The sequence below is a fragment of the Tabrizicola sp. genome, from assembly GCF_034366665.1.
GTDB lineage: Bacteria > Pseudomonadota > Alphaproteobacteria > Rhodobacterales > Rhodobacteraceae > Tabrizicola.
The window spans coordinates 1-25,808 of record NZ_JAXMMF010000062.1; the positions used below are offsets into that span (position 1 = coordinate 1).

A 25,808-nucleotide genomic window follows, 5' to 3' on the forward strand; every position below is an offset into this window, starting at 1 on the left:
CCCCGCGCCCTTTGGCTTGTCCCGACCGACCCTGGTGCGGATGAAAAGACTCGAACTTTCACTCCGGTTAAGGAACAGCGACCTCAACGCTGCGCGTCTACCAATTCCGCCACATCCGCACGGGGTCTGGTCTTGGACGCCTGCTGTCTAGCGACAGTCGCGCGGGAAGGAAAGAGGGATTCTTCTGGCGACAAAGGCTGCGACGCAGACGATCAGCCGTACGAGACGACCTCGATCTCGACCCCGTTTTCTTCGGTAAAGTAGAACCGCCGTCCGGGATCATAATCGGCATGCGATCCAGTCAGGTAGCCAGCCGCAAGAACAAGGGCTTCGGTGCGGTCCAGGTCATCGACGACGACGCCGATATGATTCAGCCCTGACCGGTAAAGCCCGGGGTCTACAGCATCCTGCAGCGCCCCGGGCGGCGAAAATAGCGCCAGATACTGCGCATCCGTGCCGACATGGACGGAAAATCCGCCCATCTTTGCCGGGCCCTGCCAGCGGACATGCCAGCCAAAAAGTCGGCACAACACACGCGCGGTCTTTACGGGCGCCGAAACGGTCACGTTCACATGTTCAATGCGGGTCATTCGATGTCCTTTCACTCCTGACCCTTTCCTGATAATTTCTCAAGTCAACGTCAGATCAAGGGGAATCTCCGCTTGCCCCAGGGCCTGACCATCGGCGACCTTGCCGCTCGATCCGGGCTGGCCGTCTCGGCCATCCGGTTTTACGAAACGCATGGCATCGTCCGCCCCCTGCGCAATCCGGGCGGTCATCGAAGGTATGGCAAGGCCGACCTGCGACGCCTGTCCTTCACGCTGATCGCCCAACGTCTGGGTTTTCCCCTGGCAGAGATTGCCGGTCACCTGTCCAGCCTGCCTGCCGACCGCGCCCCTGACCGGAAGGACTGGGAACGGATCGCAACCGGGTTTCGCGTCAGGATTGCCGCGCGGATCGAGGCGCTGCAGACCTTGTCCGACAAACTCGACGGCTGAATCGGTTGCGGCTGCCTGTCGCTTGATCGTTGTTCGCTCTATAACGCCGCAGACCGGGCAGCACGCAAAGGGCGCGGCCCGCGCTACCTTCTTGGTGATCGCCCCGAGGACCCTCATGGTTGACTGGACGCATATCCCGGGGTTCGCCCCCTACCCCGACACCCTCGCGGCGATGGAGGCACATGTCGCCGCCATGAACACCGGCACCGCGGACGAGGCGATCTGGCTGCTGGAGCATCCGCCGCTTTACACTGCCGGCACGTCCGCAAAGCCCGCCGACCTGGTCCAGCCCGACCGCTTTCCGGTCTATCCCGTGGGCCGTGGCGGGCAATACACCTATCACGGGCCGGGCCAGCGGGTGATCTACACCATGCTGGACGTCAAGGCGCGCGGCCAGGACGTCCGCTGCTTCGTGCGCGAACTGGAGCACTGGGTCATCGACACCCTCGCCGAGTTCAACGTGACCGGAGAGATTCGCCCCGGGCGCGTCGGCGTCTGGGTCACGCGTCCCGACAAGGCTCCAAACCCCGATGGGTCCCCGCGTGAGGACAAGATCGCCGCCATCGGCATCAAGCTGCGCCGCTGGGTCAGCTTTCACGGCATCTCGATCAACGTCGAACCCGACCTCGGCCATTTTGACGGAATCGTTCCCTGCGGCATCCGCGAACATGGCGTCACCAGCCTGGTCGACCTGGGCCTGCCGGTGACGATGGCCGACCTTGACGCGGCCCTGACGGCCACTTTCCCGCGCCGTTTCCAAGGCAGTTGCGCTGCGTAGATGTCGCATAGCGGCAGGATGCTATTGCATATCAAGGGCTCCCGCCCCCATGTTCGCCCCTGTGGAGACGCCAAGCTGCGGCGCTCCGAGACACATGAGGACACCATGACGAAGTTCATCCTTCTTGGCCTGACCGTCGCCGCCCTGTCGGCCCCCGCCTTCGCAGGCGACCCGGCCGCCGGCGAGGACACGTTCAAGAAGTGCAAGGCCTGCCACTCGATCGTGGCCCCCGACGGGACCGAGATCCAGAAGGGCGGCCGCACCGGTCCGAACCTTTACGGGATCATCGGCAAGGGCGTGGCCTCGGACCCCGATTTTTCCTACGGCGATTCGATTGCCGCCCTGGGGGCATCGGGCGCGGTCTGGGACGAGGCAAGCCTGGCCGCCTATACCGCGAACCCGGTCGAATATCTGAAAACCGCGCTTGGCGACCCGGCGGCAAAATCGAAGATGTCCTTCAAGCTGGCTGCGGGCGGCGAGGATGTGGCGGCCTATCTGGCCTCTGTCGCTCAGTAAGCTTCCGCTGTCGCTGACAGTAAGGGCGCGCCTCCTCACCGGGGCGCGCCCTTAGCTTTTCGGGAAAGATTTCTGTCCCCTGCGGCAAAGTCATGCATTGCGACGCAGGCCCGGCGGGGCTAAAGACGGGAACACAAGGGAACCGGGCGGGCTGACAAGTCCGTGAACGGGCATACGGGAACGACCAAAGCGGAGGACGCCTATGGCGGACGCAGCCATCCACGGCCATGACGAACATCATCGACCCGGGTTCTTCACCCGCTGGTTCATGTCGACCAACCACAAGGACATCGGGATCCTCTATCTGTTTGTCGGCGGTTTCGTCGGCCTGATCGCGGTCACGTTCACCGTCTACATGCGGCTTGAACTGATGTACCCCGGTGTCCAGTACATGTGCCAGGAGGGTGCGCGCTTCGTGGCCGACGCCGCGGCGACCTGTACCCCGAACGGGCACCTGTGGAACGTGCTGATCACCTATCACGGCGTCCTGATGATGTTCTTTGTCGTCATCCCGGCGCTGTTTGGCGGCTTCGGCAACTATTTCATGCCGCTGCAGATCGGCGCGCCGGACATGGCTTTCCCGCGGATGAACAACCTGTCGTTCTGGCTCTATGTCGCCGGGACCTCGCTGGGCGTGGCCTCGATGCTGGCGCCGGGCGGCGGTGGCGATCTGGGCACGGGCTTCGGCGGCGGCTGGGTCCTTTATCCGCCCCTGTCGACCACGGCGGAAGGCGGCTATGCGATGGACCTGGCGATCTTCGCCGTCCACCTGTCGGGTGCTTCGTCGATCCTGGGCGCGATCAACATGATCACGACCTTCCTCAACATGCGTGCCCCCGGCATGACCATGCACAAGGTGCCGCTGTTCGGCTGGTCGATCTTCGTCACCGCCTGGCTGATCCTTCTTGCCCTGCCCGTGCTGGCCGGTGCGATCACCATGCTGCTGACGGACCGCAACTTCGGCACCACCTTCTTCACGCCCTCGGGTGGCGGTGACCCGGTCCTTTACCAGCACATCCTGTGGTTCTTCGGCCACCCCGAGGTCTACATCATCATCATCCCGGCCTTCGGGATCATCTCCCAGGTCATCTCGACCTTCGCCCGCAAGCCGATCTTCGGCTACCTGCCGATGGTCTACGCGATGGTGGCAATCGGTGTCCTTGGCTTCGTCGTCTGGGCGCACCACATGTACACCGCGGGCATGTCGCTGACCCAGCAGTCCTACTTCATGCTGGCGACGATGGTCATCGCGGTGCCGACAGGCGTTAAGATCTTCTCGTGGATCGCGACGATCTGGGGCGGGTCGGTCGAGTTCAAGACCCCGATGCTCTGGGCCTTCGGCTTCCTCTTCCTGTTTACCGTCGGTGGCGTGACCGGGATCGTGCTGTCGCAGGCCCCCGTGGACCGCGCCTACCACGACACCTACTATGTGGTCGCGCACTTCCACTACGTGATGTCGCTGGGGGCTGTCTTCGGGATCTTCGCCGGGATCTACTTCTGGATCGGCAAGATGTCGGGCCGCCAGTATCCGGAATGGGCGGGCAAGCTGCACTTCTGGATGATGTTCATCGGCTCGAACCTGACGTTCTTCCCGCAGCACTTCCTGGGCCGCCAGGGCATGCCGCGCCGCTACATCGACTATCCAGAGGCCTTTGGCTACTGGAACTGGTTCTCGTCCATCGGTGCGTTCCTGTCCTTTGCTTCGTTCGTGTTCTTCATCGGCATCGTGTTCTACACGCTTCTCTGGGGCCGCCGCGTGACCGAGAACAACTACTGGAACGAATACGCCGACACCCTGGAATGGACCCTGCCCTCGCCGCCGCCCGAGCACACGTTCGAGCAGCTGCCCAAGCAGTCCGACTGGGACAAGAGCCACGCGCACTAAGCGCCTGATCTGATCGAAGGCCCCGGGCTGCAGCAGCGCCCGGGGCCTTTTCCTTTTCCCGAAAGGCCGCCCGATGCGTATCGTCTTCTTCCTTGCCGTGCTGATCCTTGTCGCGCTGGTGGGGTATGTCGGCATCACCGGCTATTTCCTGGCCCATGCCGCCGTCGGCCTGCTGAAGGTCGGGGCGATCTCGACCCTGCTTGCCACCGCCGAGCCGCCGACAGACCCCCTGGCGCTTGGCTACCGTGGTGATCCGACGACCGCGCTGGCCCTGCCGTTCCAGACTGTCACCCTGGACATGCCGCTTGGTCCCACCGAAGCCTGGCTCGTCCCTGCCGCCGGACCCGAGGTCGGCCGCGCGATCTATGTCCACGGCATCGCCGGCGCGCGCGAGGACGGCTACCGCGCGCTTTCCATCCTGCATGAGGCGGGCTGGTCGGTCCTGCTCATCTCCTACCGCAACGACCCCGATGCCCCCGCTTCGCCCGAGGGCACGTACGGGTTCGGCCTGACCGAATGGCCCGACCTTGAGGCCGCGGTCACCCATGTCGCGCCCGGCGAGGCTGACAGGGTCCTGGTCGTCGCCGAATCGATGGGCGGCGCGATCCTGGGCCAGTTTCTGGCGCAAAGCCCGCTGGCCGCCCGAGTGCAGGCCGTGGCACTGGACAGCCCTGCCATCAGCTTCGGTGCAGTGATCGACCACCTGGCCGCGCAAGGCGGCAAGCCGCTGCCCGGCCTGGTTGCCGTGACGGCCCGGCAAATCCTGCCCTACAAGACCCCCCTGCCCCTCGCCCAGGCCGAAGTTGCAGCGACCTTCCAGGCCTTCCCCGGCCCGCTGTTCCTGGCCCACGGCAGCGCCGACCGCATCGTGCCCCAAGGCCCCTCACAGACCCTGGCCACCAGCCGCAGCGCCCCGACCGTCACCCTTTGGACCGAGGCGGACCACCTTGGCTCTTACGCCGGCGATCCAGCGGCCTACCGCAAGTCCTTCCAGGACTTCCTGGCGCAGATCGTGGGCTAGGGCAGGCTATTCCGCCAACACTCGGATCTGGTCGAACTCTACGCCCTGCAACGGCTTTCCATCGGCGGCCATCGTCACGGCACGGACCACCAGACCCAAATCCGGCGCGTAGGACAACAGCATGTAGCTGCCATCGCTCGGCCCCAACGCCATCCGGTCCTCGACCAGCCAGACATCCGTCCGGCAGTCGCCGATCGTGACTGTGTCCACGCCGACGAACCGCTTCTCGGCCGTCCCGGTCATCACCACCTGCCCGTCGATCTTCACCGCGATCGCCGAGGTCCACTGCCCCGTCTGATCCAGCCGGTCCAACTCTGACGCATCAGCCGTATAGTCCAGCATGATCGCGCCATTGGCCGAGATCTGCTGTCCTGGCGCCAGCGGGTGAATGTAGATGGTCGAACCCTTCTCTTCGGCCCCGTCCCGTTCCATGACACGAGTCTCGATCAGGCCTTCGGGGGAGTGCCGATAGACGTTGGCGAAGAACGGCTCGCTGCGCACCAGCTCCACACCGGCCACTTCCGAGACCGGGCGCGGGCAATCCGCAGCCGCCGCACCTGCCCCGACCAGGACCGCAAGACTCATCACTCTCAACACCATCATCCTCCCGTCATGACGCGACCCTGCCACACCCCGCCTCACGCGGCAAAGTGCCTCTTTTCCTTGCGCGCGTCCCGCCTAGAATGCGCGCCATGCCCTACCACTGGCTTCCCCCCGAAGGCGGCGAGGACCGTCTGCATCTCTGGCCGCACCGCTCGCTCACGCAGCGCGGTTTCGTCTGGTTCATCGGCGCGACCGCCGCGCTGATTGCGGTGCCGCTGGTCGGCATCCTGGGCAGCCCGGTGCTTTGGGCGCTCCTCCCGTTTCTTCTTGGCACGATCTGGGCGATCTGGTTCGCGCTTCGGAAGAACGGCCGCGACCGCGACGTTGTCGAGGACCTGCGGCTTTCGCCGGACCGTATCACCCTTGTCCGCCACGGCCCCAAGGGCCGCCGTCAGGATTGGGAGGCGAACCCCTACTGGCTGCGGATCACGCTGCACGAAACCGGGGGACCGGTGCCGAACTACCTGACGCTCAAGGGCGACGGGCGCGAGGTCGAACTGGGGGCCTTCCTGTCCGAAGACGAACGCATCGCGCTGCGGGGCGAATTGCAGTCCCGCCTGCGCGCCTTGCGCTGACTTGATCCCGATCAAGGTCGCGCGACGGACGGGGGCGCAGACTTCCCCCATCGCCCCTGACCGGAGGCTTGCCGTGCCCCATCCCACCCCACGCTGGACCCGCCCCGTCGCCCTTGCCGCCGCCGCCTTTGGTGCCCTGACCCTCTTCAGCGGCAGCATGGTGCTGTTCGGCCCCAGGGCTGCACAGGACGCGGCCGGGAATGTCGTGCCTTTCGTGGTGATCTTCAACACCGCCGCCGGCGTCGCCTATCTGGCGGGAGCCGTCGCACTTTGGCGCAACCACCCCGCCGCAAAACCCATCGCACTGGCCATCGGTGTGGCAACCCTGGTCGTGCTGGCAGGCTTCGCCGTCACCGCCCTGACAGGCGCGCCGGTCGAGCTGCGCACCGCGCTGGCCCTGCCGTTTCGCGCGGCCTTCTGGCTGGTCATCGCCTGGGGCCTTGGCAACCAGACCCACGCGGCCTGATCCCGCTAGCCCAGAAGGGCGCAGCCGTATTCCTTTTCCAGGTGGTTGGTCATCGACCCCGCCCAGGAATTGGTCCGGCGGTTCATATCCAGCGCTGTGCTCAGCGTCGGGGCGCCCTCGGTGACGTCCTGCATCATTTCGCCCACGAAGACTTCGGCGAACTTGTCCAGGTTCTCCTCGAAGGCGGCCTGGGCCTTTTCAGCCTGCTCGCGGGGAGGCTCGCCAGCGGGTCCGGGCTTGCAGGCATAGACATAGGTTGTACCGTCCAAGGCGACGATCTCCACCCGCTCTCGCCCCGGATACATCAGCGCCAGGACCGAGGTCATGTCGAACGCCAGCGCAACCGCAGCCGCCAACATCTACGCCAGCCGCGCCTTGACCAGCGCTCCGACCGCGCCGAAGTCCATCTGGCCGGTGTAGCGCGCCTTGAGGGCGGCCATCACCTTGCCCACATCGCGGATGCTGGTGGCCCCGGTTTCGGCCACTGCGGCGTCGACCGCGGCAACAACCTCGGCCTGATCCATCTGGCGCGGCAGGAATTCCTGGATCACGCCGATTTCGGCCAGTTCCTTTTCCGCCAGCTCCAGCCGCCCGCCCTCTTCGTAGGCGCGCGCCGATTCCTGGCGCTGCTTCACCATCTTGCCCATGATCTGCAGGATTTCCGGCTCGCCAACCTCGCCCGCGTCCTGATCGCCGCGCAGGGCAATCTCGCGGTCCTTGATGGCGGCGTTGATCAGACGCAGCGTCGAAAGCCGGTCGACTTCCTTCGCCTTCATGGCCTCTTTGAGGGCCGTCTGCAGACGGTCGCGCAAAAGCATGGTCGGACTTTCCGATAGTTTCCCCAGGATCGCGACTTTACTCTGAACCGGCCCGAACCGCAACCGCCACTGATTTCCACAAATCCTTGATTCTCTTGGAAAAACCTTTTCGCATCCGCCCTTGACCCTGCCGCCCCCGCCCCTTAGTTTCCGCGCAATTTGCCAAATGGGAGAGTCGCCATGCCTGCGCCGCAGAAGCCTACCGCCTGCCTCGCACTTGCTGACGGCACCCTGTTTTACGGCCACGGCTTCGGCGCGGTGGGCGAGACGGTGGCCGAACTGGTCTTCAACACCGCGATGACCGGCTACCAGGAGATCATGACCGATCCCTCCTATGCAGGCCAGGTCGTCACCTTCACCTTCCCCCATATCGGCAACACCGGCGTCACCCCCGAGGATGACGAAACCGGCACCCCCTCCGCCGCCGGCATGGTGGTCAAGTGGGACCCGACCGAGCCGTCGAACTGGCGCGCCACGGGTGAGCTGACCGATTGGCTGACGAAGATCGGGCGCATCGGCATTGGCGGGATCGACACCCGCCGCCTGACCCGGGCGATCCGCCAGCAGGGCGCGCCGCATGTGGCGCTTGCGCATGACCCCGAGGGCAAGTTCGACATCGAAAAGCTGGTCGCCCGCGCCCGCGCCTGGAAGGGCCTGGTCGGCCTGGACCTCGCCAAGGACGTGACCTGCGCGCAAAGCTACCGCTGGGACGAGAAACGCTGGGCCTGGCCCGAGGGCTACACCCAGCGGCAGGGCCCCGGCCTGCGCGTCGTCGCCATCGACTACGGCGCCAAGCGCAACATCCTGCGCTGCCTGGCGTCCGTCGGCTGCGAAGTGACCGTCCTGCCCGCCTCTGCCACGGCCGAGGACGTGCTGGCTCTGAACCCCGAGGGCGTGTTTCTGTCGAACGGCCCAGGCGACCCGGCCGCGACCGGCGCTTATGCCGTGCCGATGATCCAGGGCGTGCTGGCCAAGGATCTGCCCTTGTTCGGCATCTGCCTTGGGCATCAGATGCTGGCCCTGGCTTTGGGCGCCAAGACCCGCAAGATGAACCACGGCCACCACGGCGCGAACCACCCCGTCAAGGACCTGACCACCGGCAAGGTCGAGATCACTTCGATGAACCACGGTTTCACGGTGGACGCCGACACCCTGCCCAAGGGTGTCTCCGAGACACATGTCAGCCTTTTCGACGGCACCAACTGCGGCATCGCGGTGGATGGCAAACCGGTTTACTCGGTCCAGTACCACCCCGAGGCCTCGCCCGGCCCCCAGGACAGCTTTTACCTCTTCGAGCGCTTCGCCGCCGCGATGCAGGCGCGCCGCTGAACAGACGTTAACGGTCTGTTAACCCCCCGCGCGCATGCTGGCGTGTGGAAGCAGGGGAACGGGCATGGGTGCCGCCGAACGGATCAGCAATATTGAACTGCCCCAGGCCGCAGCCCGGGGCCCGCGCCGCACCTTTGCCGTTGGGGCCTCGCTCTTGCGGGAAGGCGTTGTTGCACCGGACGAGATGCTGACCGCGCTGGCCCATCAGGGTCGCGAATCCGGGCGTCTGCCGGATGTGCTGCGGGCGCGCGGCCTGGTGGTGGAGCGGGACCTCCTTGGCGTCGATGCCCGAAACTGGGGCCTGCGCCTCGTCGATCTGGACGCGGCCCTGCCGGACCCCCGGCTGATCGACGCCGTGGACGTGCAGGATTGCCTGCGCCACGGGCTTGTCCCCTGGCGACGCGTCGGTGATGTCACCATCGTCGCCACCTCGCGGCCTGAAGAGTTCCGCCGCCTCCGCCCGATGCTGGAGGCGCGGCTTGGACCTGTCGCCGCAGGGATCGCCTCGGCCCGCGCGATCCTGGGCGCGATCCATGCCCGGCGCGGCGACGTACTGGCCCGGGCGGCCGAAACCCGTGTGGCGGCCGCCGAAAGCTGCCGCTCCTGGCCGCGCCTGCACCAGTCGCCGCGCGCCATGCTGGTGCTTGGCCTGACCTTTGCCGCCCTGGCCATTGCGCCGATTGCCACCGGGCTTGCAGCCCTTGGCTTTGCGGTCTTCTCGCTGGCCTGCCTTGCCGCGCTGAAGATCGCTGCCACTGTCGCCGCCCTGCGCGCGCCGCTTCCCGGCCCGCAGCCCGCCTCGGACGCCCTTCCCACCGTGGTCTCCATCATCGTCGCGCTGTATCGTGAGGCTGACATCGCCCCCCGCCTCGTCCGCCGCCTGGCGCGCCTTGACTACCCGGTGGAGCTTCTGGATGTCATCCTTGCGGTCGAGGCCGAGGATCACATCACCCTCGACGCGCTGGCCAACGCGGAATTGCCGCCCTGGATGCGGGTGGTCGTCGTGCCGGAAGGCCAGGTCAAGACCAAGCCGCGCGCCCTGAACCATGCGCTTGACCACGCGCGCGGTGCGGTCATCGGTGTCTATGACGCCGAGGATGCGCCTGAACCGGACCAGCTACGGAAGGTGGTCGAACGCTTCCAGCGCTCGGGCCCCGAGGTTGCCTGCCTGCAAGGTGTCCTTGACTACTGCAACCCCCGCACCAACTGGCTAAGCCGCTGTTTCACAATCGAATATGCCGGATGGTTCCGCCTGGTTCTGCCCGGCCTTGCCCGCCTGGGCCTGGTCGTGCCTTTGGGCGGCACCACGCTGTTCTTCCGGCGTGAGGTGCTGGACAATCTGGGCGCCTGGGACGCCCATAACGTGACCGAGGATGCCGATCTTGGCATCCGTCTGGCCCGCCACGGCTACCGGACCGAGTTGATCGATACCGTCACCCTGGAAGAGGCGAACTGCCGCCCGCTTCCCTGGATCAAGCAGCGCTCGCGCTGGATCAAGGGCTACATGATGACCTGGGCCGTCCACATGCGCCACCCGCGGCTGTTGTGGCGGCAACTGGGGCCAAGGGGTTTTATGGGCTTTCAAGTGCTGTTTCTTGGCACCATCGCGCAGTTCCTGCTGGCACCCTTGCTGTGGTCCTTCATGCTGCTGCCCTTCGGCTTCGACCACCCGGTTTATGCAGCGCTGCCCGTGGCCGCTGTCTGGACCATCGCAGGATTCTTCTTCCTGTCCGAGGCTGCAAACATCTTCATCGGCGCGATTGGCCTTGGCCGGACGCGACACGGCCTTAGCCCGCTCTGGGTGCTGACGCTGAAGGTCTATTACCCGCTGGCCTCGCTTGCCGCTTACAAGGGGCTGCTCGAACTCGCGACACGACCCTTCTACTGGGACAAGACCACACACGGCCTTTTCGACCAAGCCGAGACCAAGGACTGACCCGCGAAGAGGGAACGCAGTGAACCGATGAGCCGGCGCTAGCGCATCCGCAACTCGCCCGCGTCGACGCGCAGACGCGTCTCGAAGGCCTGGCTGATGTGCGACTTCAGCGCCTGATACGCCGCGTCGCCGTCCCCGGCCTCGATCGCGGCGACGATCTGGGCATGTTCGTCCAGCGCCACCTCGTCCCGACCCTCGGCCGCGAAAGAGGTGTTCGCCATCAGCGCCATCGACCGATGCACCAGATCCAGCTGCTGCACCAGAAAGCGGTTGTGGCTGGCCAGATGGATCTGCTTGTGGAACCGCTTGTTCGCCCGGGACAAGGCGCGCGGATCGCCGCCCAGAAGCGCCCGATCCTCGGCCACCATGCTTTTCAGCACCCGCACTTCCTCGGGCGTCGCATGACGCGCGGCAAGGCGTGCCGCCAACCCCTCAAGCTCGGTCCGGACCGCGTAAAGTTCGGCCAGCTGGTTGTGGTCCAGCGACGCCACGATCAGGCTGCGCCCGTCGCGCGTCAGCATCGCCTGCGTCTCCAGTCGCTGCAGTGCCTCGCGCACCGGCGTGCGGCTGACACCCAGCCGCTCGGCCAGCTCGCTTTCGACCAGCCGGTCGCCGGGCTTGTAGACCCCGGCCTCGATCGCTTCCATAAGCAGCGTATAGGCGTCTTTCTGCACGTGCCGTCCCTTATCTTGTGCAGCGGACCATAAGCCGCGCGCCACCCCGCGATCAACCCTTCCCAACGCCACCACCCTGCCCTACATCCGTCGCATGCCGAAACAGGATTTCAGTCACGTCAGCACCTGGGTCTTCGACCTGGACAACACGCTTTATCCGCCCCACATGCGGCTTTTCGACCAGATCGAGGTCCGGATGACCGACTGGGTGATGCAGGCATTGCAGGTCGACCGGGCGCGGGCGGACCATCTGCGCGCCTATTACTGGCGCACCTATGGCACGACCCTGGCGGGCCTGATGCGCGAACATGACGTCGACCCCGGCCCCTACCTGTCCGACGTCCACGACATCGACTTTTCGGTCCTCTCGCCCGACCCCGGCCTTGCGCGCAGCATCGCCCACCTGCCCGGCCGCAAGATCGTCTACACCAACGGCTGCGCGCCTTATGCCGAGAAAGTCCTTGCGGCGCGGGGGCTTGCCGGGCTTTTCGATGGGATCTACGGGGTCGAGCATGCCGGGTTTCATCCCAAGCCGGACGCCCAGGCCTTCGCCACGGTCTTCGGCAAGGACGGTCTTGATCCGGCCCAAGGTGCCATGTTCGAAGATGACGCCCGCAACCTTGCCGTGCCGCATGCGCTGGGGATGCGCACGGTTCACGTGGCCCCCGCTCCTGAACCGGCCGACCACATCCACCACCACACCGATGACCTTGCGGCCTTCCTGGCGCGCCTGGTGGAGTGACACTCCGCCGCATCAAACTTGCGCGGCTTCACCCTAAGTTTCTGCAAACCGTCAGATGCAGGATGCCGCGATGACCCTTGCCACCACCAATCCCCCCAGCGCCTTCGGCCGGTTTGCCCGCGCCACTCCGGTCCTGGGCCGGGTGATCCGCGATATCGAGCGTGACACCAGCAGCATCTACTATCTTCTCGTCATCGTGCTGACTGCCGTGGTGCTGGCGATCCAGACCTGGGGCCTGGCGGCGCTTGTCCTGACCGCGCTGGCGCTGGTCCCGGTGATGTTCATCCTGCTGATCCTGATCGCCCGACCATAGTGGGTCGTTGCCTGAGGCACCCTGTCCTCTGGCCCCCCGCGCCGCCACAGCCTATGCTGACCACCGGAGGGCCAAGATGCGCGAAACCACCGATATCCTGATCTCTGGCGGCGGCGTCGCCGGGTTGACTGCGGCTTGCGCCTTCGGGTCTGCCGGGTTCCGCGTGATCTGCGTCGATCCCGCCCCCCCGATCACCGAACGCGACGCCGAGGGCGCGGACCTGCGCACGACGGCTTTCCTGCAGCCCTCGATCCCGGTCCTGCAAGACGCGGGGCTCTGGTCCCGCCTTGAACCGCACGCGGCCCCGCTTCAGGTCATGCGGATCATCGACGCTGGAGGAGAGCTTCCCGAAGCGCGTCTGATCAAGGACTTCAACGCCGCCGACATCTCGGACGCGCCTTTTGGCTGGAACCTGCCCAACTGGCTTCTGCGCCGCGAGATGGTGGCCCGGCTGTCCGAATTGCCGACCGTCAGCTTTCGTCCCGGCACCGGTTTCGCCCGGATGCTGACCCGTGATACCGAGGCCTTGGTGACCCTCACCGATGGCACCCGGATTGTGGCAAAACTGGTGATCGGGGCCGACGGTCGCACCTCACCCGTGCGCGAGGCGCTTGGCATTGCCGCCAGCACCACCCGCTACGGCCAGAAGGCGCTGGCCTTCGCCGTCACCCACCTGATCCCGCACGACAACGTCTCGACCGAGGTCCACCGCTCGGGGGGCCCCTTCACTCTGGTTCCGCTGCCCGACCGCGACGGCCATCCGGCCTCGGCTGTGGTCTGGATGGAAAGCGGCCCCGAAGTCGCCCGCCTCTCTGCCCTTTCCGTGCCGGAGTTCGAGGCCGAAATGACCGCCCGCTCCTCGGGTATCCTCGGCCCGCTGACGCTGGTCAGCCGTCGGACGATCTGGCCGATCATCAGCCAGATCGCAGACCGCCTCTCGGGCCCCCGCACCGTTCTGATGGCCGAAGCGGCGCATGTCCTGCCCCCCATCGGCGCGCAGGGCCTGAACATGAGCCTGGCCGACCTGGCGGTCCTTCTGGAACTGGCCCAAAGCCATCCTGAAGATCCCGGAGTGCCCGCCGTGACCGAAGCCTTCCACCGCGCCCGGCACCTTGAAGTCAAGGCCCGCGTCACCGGGATCGACCTGCTGAACCGCGCGTCGATGGCGAAGGCCCCCGTCCTGAGGGACCTGCGCGCCAAGGCGCTGGACGCGCTTTATTCGGCCAGCCCGGTCCGCCACACCCTGATGCGGGCGGGCCTCGGCGCGTCCGGAAAATCTGCTACGCCCACGCGGGGTTAAAGTTTCGTGCATTTTTGCACAGACCGCTCTCATCCTCACGGCGCAGCAGTTTGCGAATGTAACATGTGAATGAAACCCTGGCCCCGGGACAAGAATTCTTGGGCAAATCGCGTGATCCCTGGCGCAAGGCGCACGTGAGTTCACATTCCAGAGACGGCACGCGACCAAGCCGTGATTTCCCTTTTCCTTGGCGTAACCCCAAATCTCCTTCACCGCCCCACGGTGGGGCAGGACGAAAGAAACCAAGGATTCCAAGATGAAAAGCTTCGCTCTCGCTTCCGCTCTCGTTGCACTGACGGCTGTCGGCTCCTTCGCCCAGCAGGCCCCGGTCGCGCTGCCCTCGTCGATCTCGTCGCAGATCATGACCGTGCTTCCCGGCGCCGACCTGTCGAACCTGACCAACTCGCAGTACGCCCAGATCGTTGGCTTCTTCGCCGACTCCGAGAACACCCGCACCGCGTCGGGCACCGCGCAGGGCGTCAAGGCGATCCTGAACAACGCGCAGTAAGCAGCTGCTCTACCAAAACGCACAGGCCGGAGAGCTCCCCTCCGGCCTGTGTTTTTATCGTGGGAGCGTTCAAAGGACCGCGTCAACCGCCCGCTGCAGCCGCGCCACAGTCGCCTCGACGTCCTTCAGCTTGTCCAGCCCGAAGAGCCCCAGCCGGAAGGTCTTGAACTCCGGCCCCTCGCCGACCTGCAAGGGCACCCCCGCCGCGATCTGCAATCCCTCGGCCCGGAACCTGGCACCGTTCTGCACGTCGGGATCGCTGGTGTAGCTGACCACAACCCCCGGCGCCTGAAAGCCCTCGGCCGCCACGGACGGAACGCCCTTCGCGGCCAACATCCCACGCACTGCCCGCCCCAGCGCCCACTGCGCCGCCTTCGCAGCCTCGAACCCCATCGCTTGCGTCTCGACCATCGCGTCGCGGAAGCCGACGATCGCATCCGTCGGCATCGTCGCATGATAGGCGTGACCGCCCTTTTCGTAGGTCTCCATGATGGCGCGCCATTTCTTGAGGTCCAGCGCAAAACTGTTCGACGCGGTCTCGGCCAGCCGCGCCTCTGCCGCCGGAGAAAGCACCACCACGCCCGCCGAGGGCGAGGCGGACCACCCCTTCTGCGGTGCGCTGATCAGCACATCGACGCCCGTCGCACCCATGTCGACCCAGATGCAGCCCGAGGCGATGCAGTCCAGCACCATCAGCGCCCCAACCTCGTGCGCCGCTGTGGCCATCTGGGTGATATAGTCGTCGGGCAGGATGATCCCGGCGCTGGTTTCCACATGCGGCGCGAAGACCGCTTCGGGACGCACCTCGCGGATCTTCGCAACCACCTCTTCAATGGGGGGCGGCGCATAGGGCGCCCGCGCATCGTTGCCGGTCTGCCGCGCCATCACCACCGTCGTTTCGCCCGCGAACCCGCCCGCCTCGAATATCTGCGTCCAGCGGTAGCTGAACCAGCCGTTGCGCAGGATCAGGACGCGCCCCTTGCCGAACTGCCGCGCCACGGCCTCCATCGCATAGGACCCGCCGCCGGGGACCAGGGCGACAGCCGAGCCCTTGTAGACCTCTTTCAGCATACCCGAGACGTCACGCATCACGCCCTGAAAGCGGGCGGACATGTGGTTGAGCGACCGGTCGGTGAAGACGACCGAAAACTCCTGCAATCCGTCCGGGTCGATATGCGCATGCGGCAAGTTCATCTTTGGCCTCCCTTTGTCAGGCCAAGCCTAACGCCTGCCGTCCCGCACTGCCAGCCCGTAGGGTGGGCAATATTGCCCACCCTACTCTTAGCCCAGCGGCCCCGGCAGGCGCTCCTCGGTCAGAAGCACGTTCGCCTCGACGTTCCCCACCCCCGGCAGGGTCATGATCCGCCGCCGCAAGACCCGCTCGAAGTCGGCAATGTCGCGCGCGACGACCCGCAGGCGGTAGTCGAACAGTCCCAGCACGTGCTGGACCACCTGCACCTCGGGGATCGCCTGCACCGCGCGCTCGAAATCCTCCAGACTGACCCGGCCCTTGGTCGCCAGCTTCACCCCCAGAAAGACCGTGACGCCGAACCCCAGCTTCTGGCGGTCCACGTCCACCACAAGACCCTGCAGCACCTTGGCCTCTTCAAGCCGGCGCACCCGCCGCCAGGCCGCGGGCTGCGACAGGCCCAGACGACGGCCAAGCTCACCTGCCGACAGCGTGCCCTCGGCGGAAAGCGCCCGCAGGATCGCCCGGTCGGTGTCGTCCAGTTCGATCGCGCCGTAAGTCACAGAGGCAACCCCCCGGTTTCCTTGATGGTCGAGACCAACATCAGCGCCTCGACCTCGGCGATATGCGGCAGGGTCAGGATGCGGTCGCGGTAGATGCCGGTCCAATGCCCCATGTCCCGTGCAATCACGTTCAGGCGCACGTCGACCCGACCCAGGAACGTCTCGATCGAGGTGACCTCGGGCACCAGCCGTGCGGCGGCGATGAACTCGTCGAAGGCGCGGGGGTTTGTCTTGTCCAGAGTGAAGCGAAGCGAGACCTCGACCTCATACCCAAGGGCGCGCCAGTCGATCATCGCGCCTTCGCTGCGGATCACCCCGCCCTCTCGCAGCCGGTCAAGCCTGCGCCAAAGCGTGGCCCCAGTGACCCCGGCGCGTTCGGCCAGAGCTGCACGGTCCAGCCCCGGCTCGGCCAGCCAGTGGCGCAGGATGCGGCGGTCGGTGTCGTCGATTTGCATGATTTATCCAGCGGAATAGTATTTTGTGAATGATCCTTTGCAGAATTTGGCAGAAACGTCAAAATATGCACGGTCCACGCGCTGAAAATCCCTATCTTGCCCCCATCAACACCAAGGAGGACGCCCAATGCGCGTTTACTACGACCGCGACTGCGATGTGAACCTGATCAAGGCCACGAAAGTCGCCATCCTCGGCTACGGCTCCCAAGGCCACGCCCACGCGCTGAACCTGCGCGATTCGGGTGCGAAGAACGTCGTCGTCGCCCTGCGCCCTGGTTCGGCCAGCGCGAAGAAATGCGAGGCCGAGGGCCTGAAGGTCATGGACATCGCCGAGGCGGCGAAGTGGTGCGATCTGATCATGTTCACCATGCCCGACGAGCTGCAGGCCGCGACCTACAAGCAATACGTCCACGACAACCTGCGTGAGGGCGCTGCCATCGCCTTCGCCCACGGCCTGAACGTGCACTTCGGCCTGATCGAGCCGAAAAAGGGCGTCGACGTCATCATGATGGCCCCCAAGGGCCCCGGCCACACCGTGCGCGGCGAATACACCAAGGGCGGCGGCGTGCCCTGCCTCGTGGCCGTCCACCAGGACGCGACCGGCAAGGCGATGGAAATCGGCCTGTCCTACTGCTCGGCCATCGGTGGCGGGCGGTCCGGCATCATCGAGACCAACTTCCGCCAGGAATGCGAAACCGACCTCTTTGGCGAACAAGCGGTCCTTTGCGGCGGCCTGGTTGAGCTGATCCGCATGGGCTTCGAGACCCTCGTCGAGGCCGGGTATGAGCCCGAGATGGCCTATTTCGAATGTCTGCACGAAGTGAAGCTGATCGTGGACCTGATCTACGAAGGCGGCATCGCCAACATGAACTACTCGATCTCGAACACGGCCGAGTATGGCGAATACGTTTCGGGCCCGCGCATCCTGCCTTACGATGAGACCAAGGCCCGGATGAAAGCCGTCCTCAAGGACATCCAGACCGGCAAGTTCGTCCGCGACTTCATGCAGGAAAACGCCGTCGGCCAGCCGTTCTTCAAGGCGACCCGCCGGATCAACGACGAACACCAGATCGAACAGGTCGGCGAAAAGCTGCGCGCGATGATGCCCTGGATTTCCAAGGGCAAGATGGTCGACAAGGCCCGCAACTGATACCGAAACACCGAAAGGGCGCCCCGGCGGGCGCCCTTTTTCTTACGGCTCATCGCGGCGCAGCATCTGCCGCCGCACCTCCGCCACCGGCACCCGCGCCAGTTCCATCCGCCGCACGACCCGCAGCCGGTCCTCCAGCGGCAAAAGGAACGCCACGCCGCCATACTTGCCGTCCTTCGCCAAAGTCGAGACCGGCGCATTCGGGTCGCGCATCCGGTCCTTGGTCCGCTCCTTGCTGATCAGCGCCAGGACCCCAACGGCCAAGAGAGTGAACAGCGACAGGAAGGGCACGATTCCACCGTCGAACATCTTTGCCTCCTATGTCAAAGGGCACCCCACGGTGCCATCGACGGACCAACCGCCCCGGCCCAACCCGGTTCCCTGACCACCGTTTTCCTTTGTAATCGCGCACCGCCTTTGGCACCCTTGCACCGACAAGGCATGGGGGGCAGGATGCGGATCAGGGACTTGGCATCGCGGGTCGCGCATGGCCCTGCAATAGGGCGCACCCCCTGATGGCCACCGTCCTGATCCTGATGCCCACGGGCGGCCAGGTCCACACGCCCGCCATGCTTAGCCTGATCGGGCTGACCCAGGCGATGGCCCGCCGCAAGGTCGCTTTCGCGATGAAGACCTGGGAATGGTCCGACCTTGTCATCTCGCGCAATTACCTGATGTCGTATTTTCTGGCGCAGAAGCAGTTTACCCATGCGCTGCTTCTGGACAGCGACATGAGCTATCCGGCGCAACTGTTCTTCGACCTTCTCGACTTCGACGCCGACTTCACCTGCGCCCCCTATCCGCAGCGCCAGATGCGCTGGCAGGCCTTCCGCACCCTGATCGAAGCCGAAGCGGCAAAGCCCGAGGCTGATCGTGCCCCGACCGCCGACCTTCTGGCCCGGTCGCTGCGCTATAACGTCGCCGAGACCTTCGAGGCGGGCCAACCCTGGCCGCACGAGGTGCGGGACGGCTTCCGCAAGGTCCCGGGCGTCGGCACCGGCTTCATCCTTCTCCGCCGCGCGGTGCCCGAACGCATGGTCGCGAGCGGTGCCGTCCTGCCGGTCCCCGGCTTCAACGGCCCCGGCTATCCCGGCGCAGATTTCCACGACTTCTTCAGCCACCTGCGCGGGCGCGACGGCGCGGTGATGCATGGCGAGGACACCTCGTTCTGCCGCCGCTGGATCAACGGGTGCAACGGCGACATCTGGTGCCACGAGACCGCGAAGATCACCCACCACGGCAGCCTTGCCTATCCCGGCGACTATGATCTTGCCCGAAAAATGGGCAAATCCGACTGAATTTCCTGGGCTTGGGGCACTGATCCCGCGCGTTTCGGGCGAAAACTGCCCGAATCTGCCATTTTGTGGCATCATCGGTGCCAATTCTTAAGGGGGGTGTCGCTGGTGCCACTGGTTGCGCGGTTGTCTCCCTTGACCGCCCCGGTCCTGCAGAGACTGCTGGGTCCTGACCAGCCAGACACTCAGGTCCTGCAACCCGCCGAGACTGTCGCCGTGCGCCCGCCCGCTTACCTGGACGCAATGCTGGACCGCGTGACAGGTACCGACGAACATTCGACCATCGCCTATCACGTCCAGGTGGCCCGCGAGACCACGGTGACCCATGCCCCCGTCCTGCGGCATGTCTGGCGCAAGGCTCTGGTCCGCCGAGGCGGCTTTGCGACCTGGCGCAAGCATGAACGCTACGGCAGGGGCTTCGGACTTCCCGACCTGGTCCGCCCCGTGGCAGAGGTCCCGGTCCTGCGCTACTGCCACGGCTGGGTCAGCTGGCGCTACTTTGGCCATTGGCTGACCGATTCCATCCCCTCCGCCCTGATCGAACCGGGAACCGGCGCCCTTTTCATGCCGCATGACCCGGCCTGGGCGCATTGTCCCGGCTATCTTCAGGCGCTGTCGCTGCCCGCGCTGCCCGACCGGGCGGCTTTGGCCGACCAGCTTGTCACCTATCAGGACTTCGGCCAGGGAAGTCACAAGGTTGCGCGTTACAACCGCATCCGCGACCAGCTTCAGGCCCGCTTCGGCAGTCCGGGGGAAACTGCGGTCTACCTGCGCCGGGGCCGGACCGGGGCACCGCGCTGGATTGCAAACGAGGATTCGCTGATCGAGGCGCTGGTTGCGCGGAACTGGCAGGTGATCGACATCGACGGCACCTCGGTCGAAGCGATGCAGCGCGCGCTGTGCCCTGCAAGGATCGTGGTCAGCATCGACGGCAGTCATCTTGATCATGCGCACCTGTCGCTTCGGCCTGGCAGCAGGATGATCGTCCTGGTGCCGCAGGATCGTTTCACGCTGCGCCAGGTCGGTCTGTCCCGTGCGCATGAGGTGAGCCCGGGATTCGTGGTGGTGAAGGGCTCGGTCGAGACCGGCTATCACGCCGATCTGGATGAGATCCTGCGAACCCTGGACCTTGCGGATGCGCCGGCCTGATCCGCGCTATTCGGCCTGACCAGACCAGCCCTTGCCCGGCGTCCAGGTCCAGAACTCCCGGCCCTCACCCATCGGATCGGCCTCCAGCACAGCCATACCGGGGGCAAGGCCCGGGGTCAGCGCCTGGCAGGTGGTCACCGGCCCATCGGAGATCGGCCGGTCGCCCAGCGTCACGGCCCAGTAGGCGCGCGCATCGCCTGCCTCGCAGCTGTGGGTTCCCGTCACCTCGACCAGTAGCACCGGCAGGCCAAGCAGCGCTTCGCTGTCCGGGTCGGTCAGGAAGGCGACGATTTCCACATCCGCAGCCGAAAGGACCTTGGTCTGTGCGTCAGCGCCCGGACCGACGGTCAAGGTCTCGATGGTTTCGACGACGGCGATCCTGACCAGCGTGTCGCCGATGCGGTGCTCTTCATCGCGCATCTCGGCCTGCGCTGGAAGGGCAAGGACGGTCAGACCCGCCACGAAGACCGCCTTCATTCCCCGACCGCCCCGCGCAGCGCGGCCATCGCTTCGGCGGGCCAAAGCGTCGTATCCGCAGGCCAGACCCGGGGCTCGATCTCGCCCGAGACATGCCAGGCGGCAAAGACCCCCTCGGTCGCCGGATGGAGGTAAAGCAGCGCCCAGTCCGCGTCGCAGGTGAATTTCAGGCAGGCCTGACCCAGATAGCCCTCGGCCGTCAGGTCACCCGAGCCAAGGTCCGAGATGCGCTCGGCGAACACGGGATAGTCGACGCCAAGGCCCGTCTCCAGCGCCGACAGGACCGGCGCAAGCTTCATGGCGTCGACCGGATGCGCTTGCGCCAGACCTGCGACCGCCGCCCACCCCGCACCGGGATCGGCACTGAACGCTTCGGGCAGGGCTTCGGTCAGGCCGGTGGCCGGGTTCCAGACCCAGACCTCTCCCGGTTCGGACGGCAGGGGATCGGTCGCGAATACCAGCGCATCGGGCTGGACCTGCAGCGCAAACTCCCGGCAGCTGTCCAGCGGGCCATGCAGCGCCGGGGCCGCGCCCTCGGGCAAGGCCAGCACAAAGGGGGCCGCCGCGCAGGCATTGCCGCCCGCCCCGGCGACACCGGTGATCACCGTGACCCCGCCCACGACCTGCGGCGCCTCGTCCAGGTAGATCACCCCATCCTCGTGCAGGACCTCGCCATCGACGACCAGCGCCGCGCCGCCCATTCCGTCCTCCTTGATGGTAATCTGGTGCCCGGCAACCGACAGGTCCTGCGCCTGGGCCGTCCCGGCCCAAAGCGCCACCAGCAGCCACGCCGCATGTCCCGGTTTCCGCATCACTGCCTCACTTTGTCCCGTCTACCGTCAGAAGACTGCCCCGGACCCACGCCCCGGCACCAGAGCGGAAAGCCTGACCTTCCGCCAGTCAGACGAATGGTTAAGGCCGGCTTAACGCAAAGCCGCAAGCCACTGTTTCAATTGAAGGAACCGAAGATGTCCGCCGTGGACAGCCTCAGACCGCAGCCTCCACCGCGCCCACGATCTCGTCGACGACGGCGGCAAGCAGGGCCTCATCCTCGCATTCCGCCATGACCCGGATCAGGGGTTCGGTCCCCGATTTCCGGATCAGGATGCGCCCCAGCCCCTCGATCCGCTGCTCGGACGCCCGGATCACCTCCTGGACCGAGGCCACATCCAGCGGCCTGGCCCCGGCGCTGAACCGGACGTTCTTCAACATCTGCGGGACCGTCGCGAAAGACCGCGTCAGCTCGGACGCCGGCCGCCCGGTGCGGACCATCTCGGCCAGGAACTGCAACCCCGCGACAAGGCCGTCGCCCGTGGTCGCATAGTCGGTCATCACGATGTGGCCCGACTGCTCGCCCCCCAGGTTGAAGCCACCTTCCCGCATCCGTTCCACCACATAGCGGTCGCCCACCGCTGTCCGTTCCAGCCGCAGGCCCCGGCCTTCCAGGAACCGCTCCAGCCCCAGGTTCGACATCACGGTCGCGACCAGAGCGCCGCCCGAAAGCCGCCCCTCCTCGGCCCAGCGAGCCGCCAGCAGCGCCATGATCTGATCCCCGTCCGCAACACGGCCCGTCTCGTCCAGGATCATGATCCGGTCGGCATCGCCATCCAGCGAAATCCCCACATGCGCGCCGTGGGCGACGACCGCCTCGGCCGCCGTCTCGGTATGGGTGGACCCGCAGCGGTCGTTGATGTTGGTCCCGTTCGGGTGAACGCCGACGGGGATCACCTCGGCCCCCAACTCCCACAAGACCTCGGGTGCTGCCTTGTAGGCCGCCCCGTTCGCGCAATCGATCACCACCTTGAGGCCATCCAGCCGCAACCCGTTCGGGAACGAGGTCTTGACGAACTCCTGATACCGGCCCCGCCCGTCCTCGATCCGCTTGGCGCGGCCGATGTTCTCGGGCTTGGCGGGGGCAATCTCGCCTTCGACCATCGCCTCGATCTCGGCCTCGGCGGCGTCGGACAGCTTGAAGCCGTCCGGCCCGAAGAACTTGATCCCGTTGTCCTGGTGCGGGTTGTGGCTGGCCGAGATCATCACGCCCACATCCGCCCGCATCGACCGCGTGAGGTAGCCGACCGCCGGAGTCGGCACCGGGCCCAAAAGCAGCACGTTCATCCCGGTGGAGGTAAACCCCGCCGTCAGCGCGTTTTCCAGCATGTAGCCCGACAGCCGCGTGTCCTTGCCGATCACCACCCGGTGCGCCGAGGAGCCGTCACGGCGGAAATACCGACCCGCCGCAGCCCCCAGCTTCAGGGCCAGCTCTGCCGTCATCGGCCAGCTGTTCGCCCGCCCCCGGACGCCATCGGTGCCAAAGAGCTTTCTGGTCATGCGTCAGTCTCCAAATGATCGGTGTTCAAAGCCTGCCACAGCCGCAGCGCCTGCCGCGTCTCGGCGACGTCGTGGACGCGGATGATCTGCACGCCCTGCGCCACGCCCGCCAGCGCCGTCGCGATGGAGCCGGGGGCGCGGTCCTCGGGCCGGTCGGCGCCGCCGATGGACCCGATGAACCGCTTACGGGACGTCCCCAGCAGGATCGCGCAGCCAAGGCCGTGGAACAGAGACAGCCCCCGGATAAGTGCAAGGTTGTGGGCTTGCGTCTTGCCAAAGCCGATACCGGGGTCCAGCACGATCCGCGCCCGGTCGATCCCCAGCGCCTCGGCCCGCGCCAGCCGCGTGGCAAGCGCGTCGTAGACGTCCAGAAGCACGTCGCCGTAAAGCGGATTGTCCTGCATCGTCTCGGGCACGCCCTGGGCATGCATCAGCATCACCGGAGCACCGGTCCGGGCCACCAGCGGTCCCATCGACGGGTCGAAGTCGAAGGCCGAGACATCGTTGACGATGGTCGCGCCCGCCTGCAGCGCCGCCTCGGCCACGGGCGCTTTCCGGGTGTCGATCGAAAGCGGAGAGGTCAGGCCCCCGGTCCGAAGCGCCTGGATGACCGGAACCGTGCGGGCAATCTCCTCGGCGACCGGCACCTCCACCGCGCCGGGACGCGTACTTTCGCCCCCGATGTCGATGATCTCGGCCCCCTTGGCCATCGCGCGGGCTTGCGAGACGGCGGCCTCGGCCCCCAGGAACTTGCCGCCATCGGAAAAACTGTCGGGCGTCACGTTCAGGATGCCCATCAGGCGCGGGCGGTCCATCTCCAGCGCGGCGAAGGGCGCGCGGGGCGCGGTCAGGCGGTGCAGGACCGCGGCGGGGATTTCGCTTGCGGGGATGATCCGGCCCGCCGCAGCCCGCGACAGGACCTCGGCCCGGTCGAACCAGCACCATCCCCCGGCAAGGGTGAAGGCCCCCGCAGGCCGCGCCGGATCGGTCATCGCAATCGGTCGAAAGTATTCCATGCCCCCGGAGTGGCCGATGGTCCGCCGCTTTTCAAGGGGGAAGCGTCAGGCCCGCCGCACCGGGACGCGGCTTCCTGCCGGGACTGCAACGTCGCCGTGAACAACCAGTGCCGTGGCCGACATTGTTTCCGCAAGCCACAAGGCAAGGCTCACCGGCTCGGACCCCTTCGGGCCGTCCACCGCGTCCAGCACCAGCTTGGACGGCGCCCAGACCACAGACTGCCTGCGCTTGATCGCCCAGTCGATTTCCGTCCTTGTCGCCACCACCACACAGCGCGGATCGCGGGCGGCCAGGGTCCAGGCATTCTGCTCCATCGCCAAGAGGTCCACCCGGCGTTGCGTCGGCTTGTGGCCGGTCACGGGGCGCGGCAGATCAGGCAGACCGACGGTCAGGATGAGCGGCAGCCCCTGGGCCAGCAGCGCATCCAGCCGTGCGGACAGGTCATCGGCATGGATCGACGGATTGTCCAGGAAGACGACCAGCGGATGCACCGCCTCCATCCCCTCGGTCTGCACCGGACGTTCGGCGCGGGACCGCACGATTTCGACCCCAAGGGCATAGGGGCCGATGTCCAGCTTCTCGATCCGCACGAAGACCCGCATGGCGGCGGGTTCGGCCAGGATACGCTCGGCGACCCGTTCGGCCAGGGTTTCCAGCAGGTTCAGCCGTTCGGCGGCAAGCTCGGCGTCGATGGCTTCGGTGATCCGGTCGTAGGACAGGATGCGGTCGACGTCATCCTCCAGCGGTTCGGTCACGGGCCGCACTTCGACCACGACGTTGAAGCGCAGGCGCTGCTTGTGGCCGCGTTCCTTCTGGAAAGCGCCGATGTCGGCCTCGACCACGTGGTCGCGCAAGCTGATCCGGTCGCGCGGGGCGGCGCCCGCCGAAGCCTCGGCCCGATCCTCGGGGTGGGCGAAGGCAAGCTCGATATCGGACATGGTCATGGGCGCCTCCGCGGTTCGGCTCCTCATACCATGCAGCGCGCAGGGGCCAAGCGAGAAGGCGTCACCGAACGCGCAATACCCGACATCAGCCCCGGGTCCCGGGTTGGCGGTAAAAGAGATGCGCGCCGATGGCCGCCGTCCGGGCGAAGCGCTTCGACCAGCTTGGCTTGACGGCGCGGGTGTGGAAATGCGTGGCCCCGTCGGTCAGGACGCGCGGCGCACCGTCCAGCATGGCGCGCGCAATCCGCCCCGCCAGGTCGGCGGCGCGCTTTTCCCGCATCTTGACCTTGCCCTGACAGACGTACGAGAACTGGCATCCCCCGCCGCCGCGCTGCTTGACCACGCCGCAGATCGTGCGCGGGTAAAGCCCGCTGTCGACGCGGTTCAGGATCACTTCCGCCACGGCGATCTGCCCATCCAGGCTTTCGCCGCGCGCTTCGAAATACAGCGCCTCGGTCAGGCATTCCCACTGCGCATCGCCCGTGGGCGCAGAACGCGACATCAGCCAGTCCTCGGTGATGCCGTCGGTCATGGCGATGGCGGGCAAGGGCCCGTTCAGGTCCGGTGAAGGCAAGCGCTTCAGATCAGGGGTGATGGCGGCCGACTGAAAGCCGAACATGCTGGCCGGCCAACTGGCATCGGCAAAGGCGGTCGTGGCCGCCAGGGCCATCGCCACCGCGAGGGTCAGAACGCGTTTCATCTGCTCATCCGTCTTTCGTTTCCGGCGGGCGTGTCCCCACCTTTGCAAGCAGCAGGCGACCTATGGGTTCTGTTCC

Annotated in this window: 30 protein-coding genes, 1 tRNA gene and 1 pseudogene; 16 read left to right on the top strand and 16 right to left on the bottom strand. The window is 66.2% G+C overall.

Annotated elements, in window-relative coordinates:
* Window positions 1-32: 32 nt before the first annotated feature.
* Window positions 33-119 (bottom strand) — tRNA-Leu (locus U1E69_RS08410).
* A gap of 93 nt (window positions 120-212) precedes the next feature.
* Complete coding sequence (locus U1E69_RS08415) at window positions 213-590, bottom strand: VOC family protein (RefSeq protein WP_322243949.1); 378 nt, start codon at window positions 588-590, stop codon at window positions 213-215.
* 72 nt (window positions 591-662) lie between these two features.
* Between U1E69_RS08415 and soxR the strand changes: the two are divergent.
* The 5 genes and pseudogenes from soxR (at window position 663) to U1E69_RS08440 (ending at window position 5,198) form a co-directional block, all read left to right on the top strand.
* Window positions 663-1,121: pseudogene (gene soxR, locus U1E69_RS08420) on the top strand (redox-sensitive transcriptional activator SoxR).
* Window positions 1,114-1,776, top strand: coding sequence for a lipoyl(octanoyl) transferase LipB (gene lipB, locus U1E69_RS08425; protein WP_322243950.1), 663 nt, complete (start codon window positions 1,114-1,116; stop codon window positions 1,774-1,776). Before soxR ends, lipB begins: the two are co-directional and overlap by 8 nt.
* 105 nt (window positions 1,777-1,881) lie before the next feature.
* Window positions 1,882-2,292 (top strand): cytochrome C, encoded by a 411-nt coding sequence (locus U1E69_RS08430; protein WP_322243951.1) that lies wholly within the window; start codon window positions 1,882-1,884, stop codon window positions 2,290-2,292.
* 202 nt (window positions 2,293-2,494) lie between these two features.
* A complete protein-coding gene (locus U1E69_RS08435) occupies window positions 2,495-4,177 on the top strand; it encodes a cytochrome c oxidase subunit 1 (protein WP_322243952.1) in 1,683 nt (560 codons plus the stop codon).
* A gap of 73 nt (window positions 4,178-4,250) precedes the next feature.
* Window positions 4,251-5,198: a hypothetical protein gene (locus U1E69_RS08440; protein ID WP_322243953.1), complete on the top strand. Its 948-nt coding sequence runs from the start codon at window positions 4,251-4,253 to the stop codon at window positions 5,196-5,198.
* A 6-nt stretch (window positions 5,199-5,204) separates the two neighbouring features.
* On the opposite strand, the gene U1E69_RS08445 is transcribed toward U1E69_RS08440, so the two are convergent.
* Window positions 5,205-5,792, bottom strand: a complete 588-nt coding sequence (locus U1E69_RS08445) for a hypothetical protein (RefSeq protein ID WP_322243954.1) — start codon at window positions 5,790-5,792, stop codon at window positions 5,205-5,207.
* 98 nt (window positions 5,793-5,890) lie between these two features.
* Here U1E69_RS08445 and U1E69_RS08450 point away from each other — a divergent pair, with 98 nt between their 5' ends.
* Window positions 5,891-6,376, top strand: coding sequence for a DUF2244 domain-containing protein (locus U1E69_RS08450; RefSeq protein WP_322244029.1), 486 nt, complete (start codon window positions 5,891-5,893; stop codon window positions 6,374-6,376).
* A 73-nt stretch (window positions 6,377-6,449) separates the two neighbouring features.
* Window positions 6,450-6,842: a hypothetical protein gene (locus U1E69_RS08455; RefSeq protein WP_322243955.1), complete on the top strand. Its 393-nt coding sequence runs from the start codon at window positions 6,450-6,452 to the stop codon at window positions 6,840-6,842.
* 5 nt (window positions 6,843-6,847) lie between these two features.
* Here the strand turns inward: U1E69_RS08455 and U1E69_RS08460 are convergent, their stop codons facing one another.
* Window positions 6,848-7,201, bottom strand: a complete 354-nt coding sequence (locus U1E69_RS08460) for a hypothetical protein (protein WP_322243956.1) — start codon at window positions 7,199-7,201, stop codon at window positions 6,848-6,850.
* Window positions 7,202-7,660, bottom strand: a complete 459-nt coding sequence (locus U1E69_RS08465; protein ID WP_322243957.1) for a GatB/YqeY domain-containing protein — start codon at window positions 7,658-7,660, stop codon at window positions 7,202-7,204. It abuts the gene before it with no gap.
* A 180-nt stretch (window positions 7,661-7,840) separates the two neighbouring features.
* Here U1E69_RS08465 and carA point away from each other — a divergent pair, with 180 nt between their 5' ends.
* Together carA and U1E69_RS08475 are read left to right on the top strand one after the other, a co-directional pair.
* The gene (carA, locus tag U1E69_RS08470) at window positions 7,841-8,989 is read left to right on the top strand and encodes a glutamine-hydrolyzing carbamoyl-phosphate synthase small subunit (protein ID WP_322243958.1); all 1,149 of its coding nucleotides are present in this window, start codon (window positions 7,841-7,843) and stop codon (window positions 8,987-8,989) included.
* A 64-nt stretch (window positions 8,990-9,053) separates the two neighbouring features.
* Window positions 9,054-10,925 (top strand): glycosyltransferase, encoded by a 1,872-nt coding sequence (locus U1E69_RS08475; protein ID WP_322243959.1) that lies wholly within the window; start codon window positions 9,054-9,056, stop codon window positions 10,923-10,925.
* A gap of 38 nt (window positions 10,926-10,963) precedes the next feature.
* On the opposite strand, the gene U1E69_RS08480 is transcribed toward U1E69_RS08475, so the two are convergent.
* Window positions 10,964-11,599: a GntR family transcriptional regulator gene (locus U1E69_RS08480; protein ID WP_322243960.1), complete on the bottom strand. Its 636-nt coding sequence runs from the start codon at window positions 11,597-11,599 to the stop codon at window positions 10,964-10,966.
* Between the two features lie 94 nt (window positions 11,600-11,693).
* On the opposite strand from U1E69_RS08480, the gene U1E69_RS08485 reads away from it, so the two are divergent.
* The 4 genes from U1E69_RS08485 (at window position 11,694) to U1E69_RS08500 (ending at window position 14,462) form a co-directional block, all read left to right on the top strand.
* On the top strand, window positions 11,694-12,341 hold the full coding sequence (locus tag U1E69_RS08485) for a pyrimidine 5'-nucleotidase (protein WP_322243961.1): 648 nt from the start codon (window positions 11,694-11,696) through the stop codon (window positions 12,339-12,341).
* A gap of 70 nt (window positions 12,342-12,411) precedes the next feature.
* The gene (locus U1E69_RS08490; protein WP_322243962.1) at window positions 12,412-12,654 is read left to right on the top strand and encodes a hypothetical protein; all 243 of its coding nucleotides are present in this window, start codon (window positions 12,412-12,414) and stop codon (window positions 12,652-12,654) included.
* Window positions 12,655-12,730: 76 nt separating this feature from the next.
* Window positions 12,731-13,954 carry a UbiH/UbiF family hydroxylase gene (locus tag U1E69_RS08495; protein WP_322243963.1) on the top strand — a complete coding sequence of 408 codons (1,224 nt, stop codon included), beginning with the start codon at window positions 12,731-12,733 and terminating at the stop codon, window positions 13,952-13,954.
* A 256-nt stretch (window positions 13,955-14,210) separates the two neighbouring features.
* Complete coding sequence (locus U1E69_RS08500) at window positions 14,211-14,462, top strand: hypothetical protein (RefSeq protein WP_322243964.1); 252 nt, start codon at window positions 14,211-14,213, stop codon at window positions 14,460-14,462.
* A 69-nt stretch (window positions 14,463-14,531) separates the two neighbouring features.
* Here U1E69_RS08500 and U1E69_RS08505 read toward each other — a convergent pair whose 3' ends face one another.
* The 3 genes from U1E69_RS08505 to U1E69_RS08515 all read right to left on the bottom strand — a co-directional run bounded on the left by U1E69_RS08505 (window position 14,532) and on the right by U1E69_RS08515 (window position 16,669).
* Entirely contained in the window at window positions 14,532-15,656 is a 1,125-nt protein-coding gene (locus U1E69_RS08505) for an aminotransferase class V-fold PLP-dependent enzyme (protein WP_322243965.1), read from the bottom strand.
* Window positions 15,657-15,743: 87 nt separating this feature from the next.
* Window positions 15,744-16,214 (bottom strand): Lrp/AsnC family transcriptional regulator, encoded by a 471-nt coding sequence (locus U1E69_RS08510; RefSeq protein ID WP_322243966.1) that lies wholly within the window; start codon window positions 16,212-16,214, stop codon window positions 15,744-15,746.
* Window positions 16,211-16,669 (bottom strand): Lrp/AsnC family transcriptional regulator, encoded by a 459-nt coding sequence (locus U1E69_RS08515; RefSeq protein WP_322243967.1) that lies wholly within the window; start codon window positions 16,667-16,669, stop codon window positions 16,211-16,213. The genes U1E69_RS08510 and U1E69_RS08515 overlap by 4 nt, the downstream gene beginning before the upstream one ends.
* A gap of 127 nt (window positions 16,670-16,796) precedes the next feature.
* Between U1E69_RS08515 and ilvC the strand changes: the two genes are divergently transcribed.
* The gene (gene ilvC, locus U1E69_RS08520) at window positions 16,797-17,819 is read left to right on the top strand and encodes a ketol-acid reductoisomerase (RefSeq protein ID WP_322243968.1); all 1,023 of its coding nucleotides are present in this window, start codon (window positions 16,797-16,799) and stop codon (window positions 17,817-17,819) included.
* Between the two features lie 42 nt (window positions 17,820-17,861).
* Here ilvC and U1E69_RS08525 read toward each other — a convergent pair whose 3' ends face one another.
* On the bottom strand, window positions 17,862-18,128 hold the full coding sequence (locus tag U1E69_RS08525) for a hypothetical protein (RefSeq protein ID WP_322243969.1): 267 nt from the start codon (window positions 18,126-18,128) through the stop codon (window positions 17,862-17,864).
* A gap of 206 nt (window positions 18,129-18,334) precedes the next feature.
* On the opposite strand from U1E69_RS08525, the gene U1E69_RS08530 reads away from it, so the two are divergent.
* Together U1E69_RS08530 and U1E69_RS08535 are read left to right on the top strand one after the other, a co-directional pair.
* Window positions 18,335-19,117, top strand: a complete 783-nt coding sequence (locus U1E69_RS08530; RefSeq protein WP_322243971.1) for a hypothetical protein — start codon at window positions 18,335-18,337, stop codon at window positions 19,115-19,117.
* A gap of 132 nt (window positions 19,118-19,249) precedes the next feature.
* Window positions 19,250-20,263, top strand: a complete 1,014-nt coding sequence (locus U1E69_RS08535) for a glycosyltransferase family 61 protein (protein ID WP_322243972.1) — start codon at window positions 19,250-19,252, stop codon at window positions 20,261-20,263.
* Window positions 20,264-20,269: 6 nt separating this feature from the next.
* Here the strand turns inward: U1E69_RS08535 and U1E69_RS08540 are convergent, their stop codons facing one another.
* From U1E69_RS08540 to U1E69_RS08565, 6 genes are all read right to left on the bottom strand, one after another.
* Entirely contained in the window at window positions 20,270-20,740 is a 471-nt protein-coding gene (locus U1E69_RS08540) for a hypothetical protein (protein ID WP_322243974.1), read from the bottom strand.
* Window positions 20,737-21,552, bottom strand: a complete 816-nt coding sequence (locus tag U1E69_RS08545; RefSeq protein ID WP_322243975.1) for a hypothetical protein — start codon at window positions 21,550-21,552, stop codon at window positions 20,737-20,739. Before U1E69_RS08545 ends, U1E69_RS08540 begins: the two co-directional genes overlap by 4 nt.
* A gap of 175 nt (window positions 21,553-21,727) precedes the next feature.
* The gene (gene glmM / locus U1E69_RS08550; RefSeq protein ID WP_322243976.1) at window positions 21,728-23,071 is read right to left on the bottom strand and encodes a phosphoglucosamine mutase; all 1,344 of its coding nucleotides are present in this window, start codon (window positions 23,069-23,071) and stop codon (window positions 21,728-21,730) included.
* Window positions 23,068-24,087, bottom strand: coding sequence for a dihydropteroate synthase (gene folP, locus U1E69_RS08555; RefSeq protein WP_322243977.1), 1,020 nt, complete (start codon window positions 24,085-24,087; stop codon window positions 23,068-23,070). The genes glmM and folP overlap by 4 nt, the downstream gene beginning before the upstream one ends.
* 45 nt (window positions 24,088-24,132) lie before the next feature.
* Window positions 24,133-25,032: a dihydroneopterin aldolase gene (locus U1E69_RS08560; protein WP_322243978.1), complete on the bottom strand. Its 900-nt coding sequence runs from the start codon at window positions 25,030-25,032 to the stop codon at window positions 24,133-24,135.
* A gap of 85 nt (window positions 25,033-25,117) precedes the next feature.
* A complete protein-coding gene (locus U1E69_RS08565) occupies window positions 25,118-25,732 on the bottom strand; it encodes a cell wall hydrolase (RefSeq protein WP_322243979.1) in 615 nt (204 codons plus the stop codon).
* Window positions 25,733-25,808 lie beyond the last annotated feature (76 nt).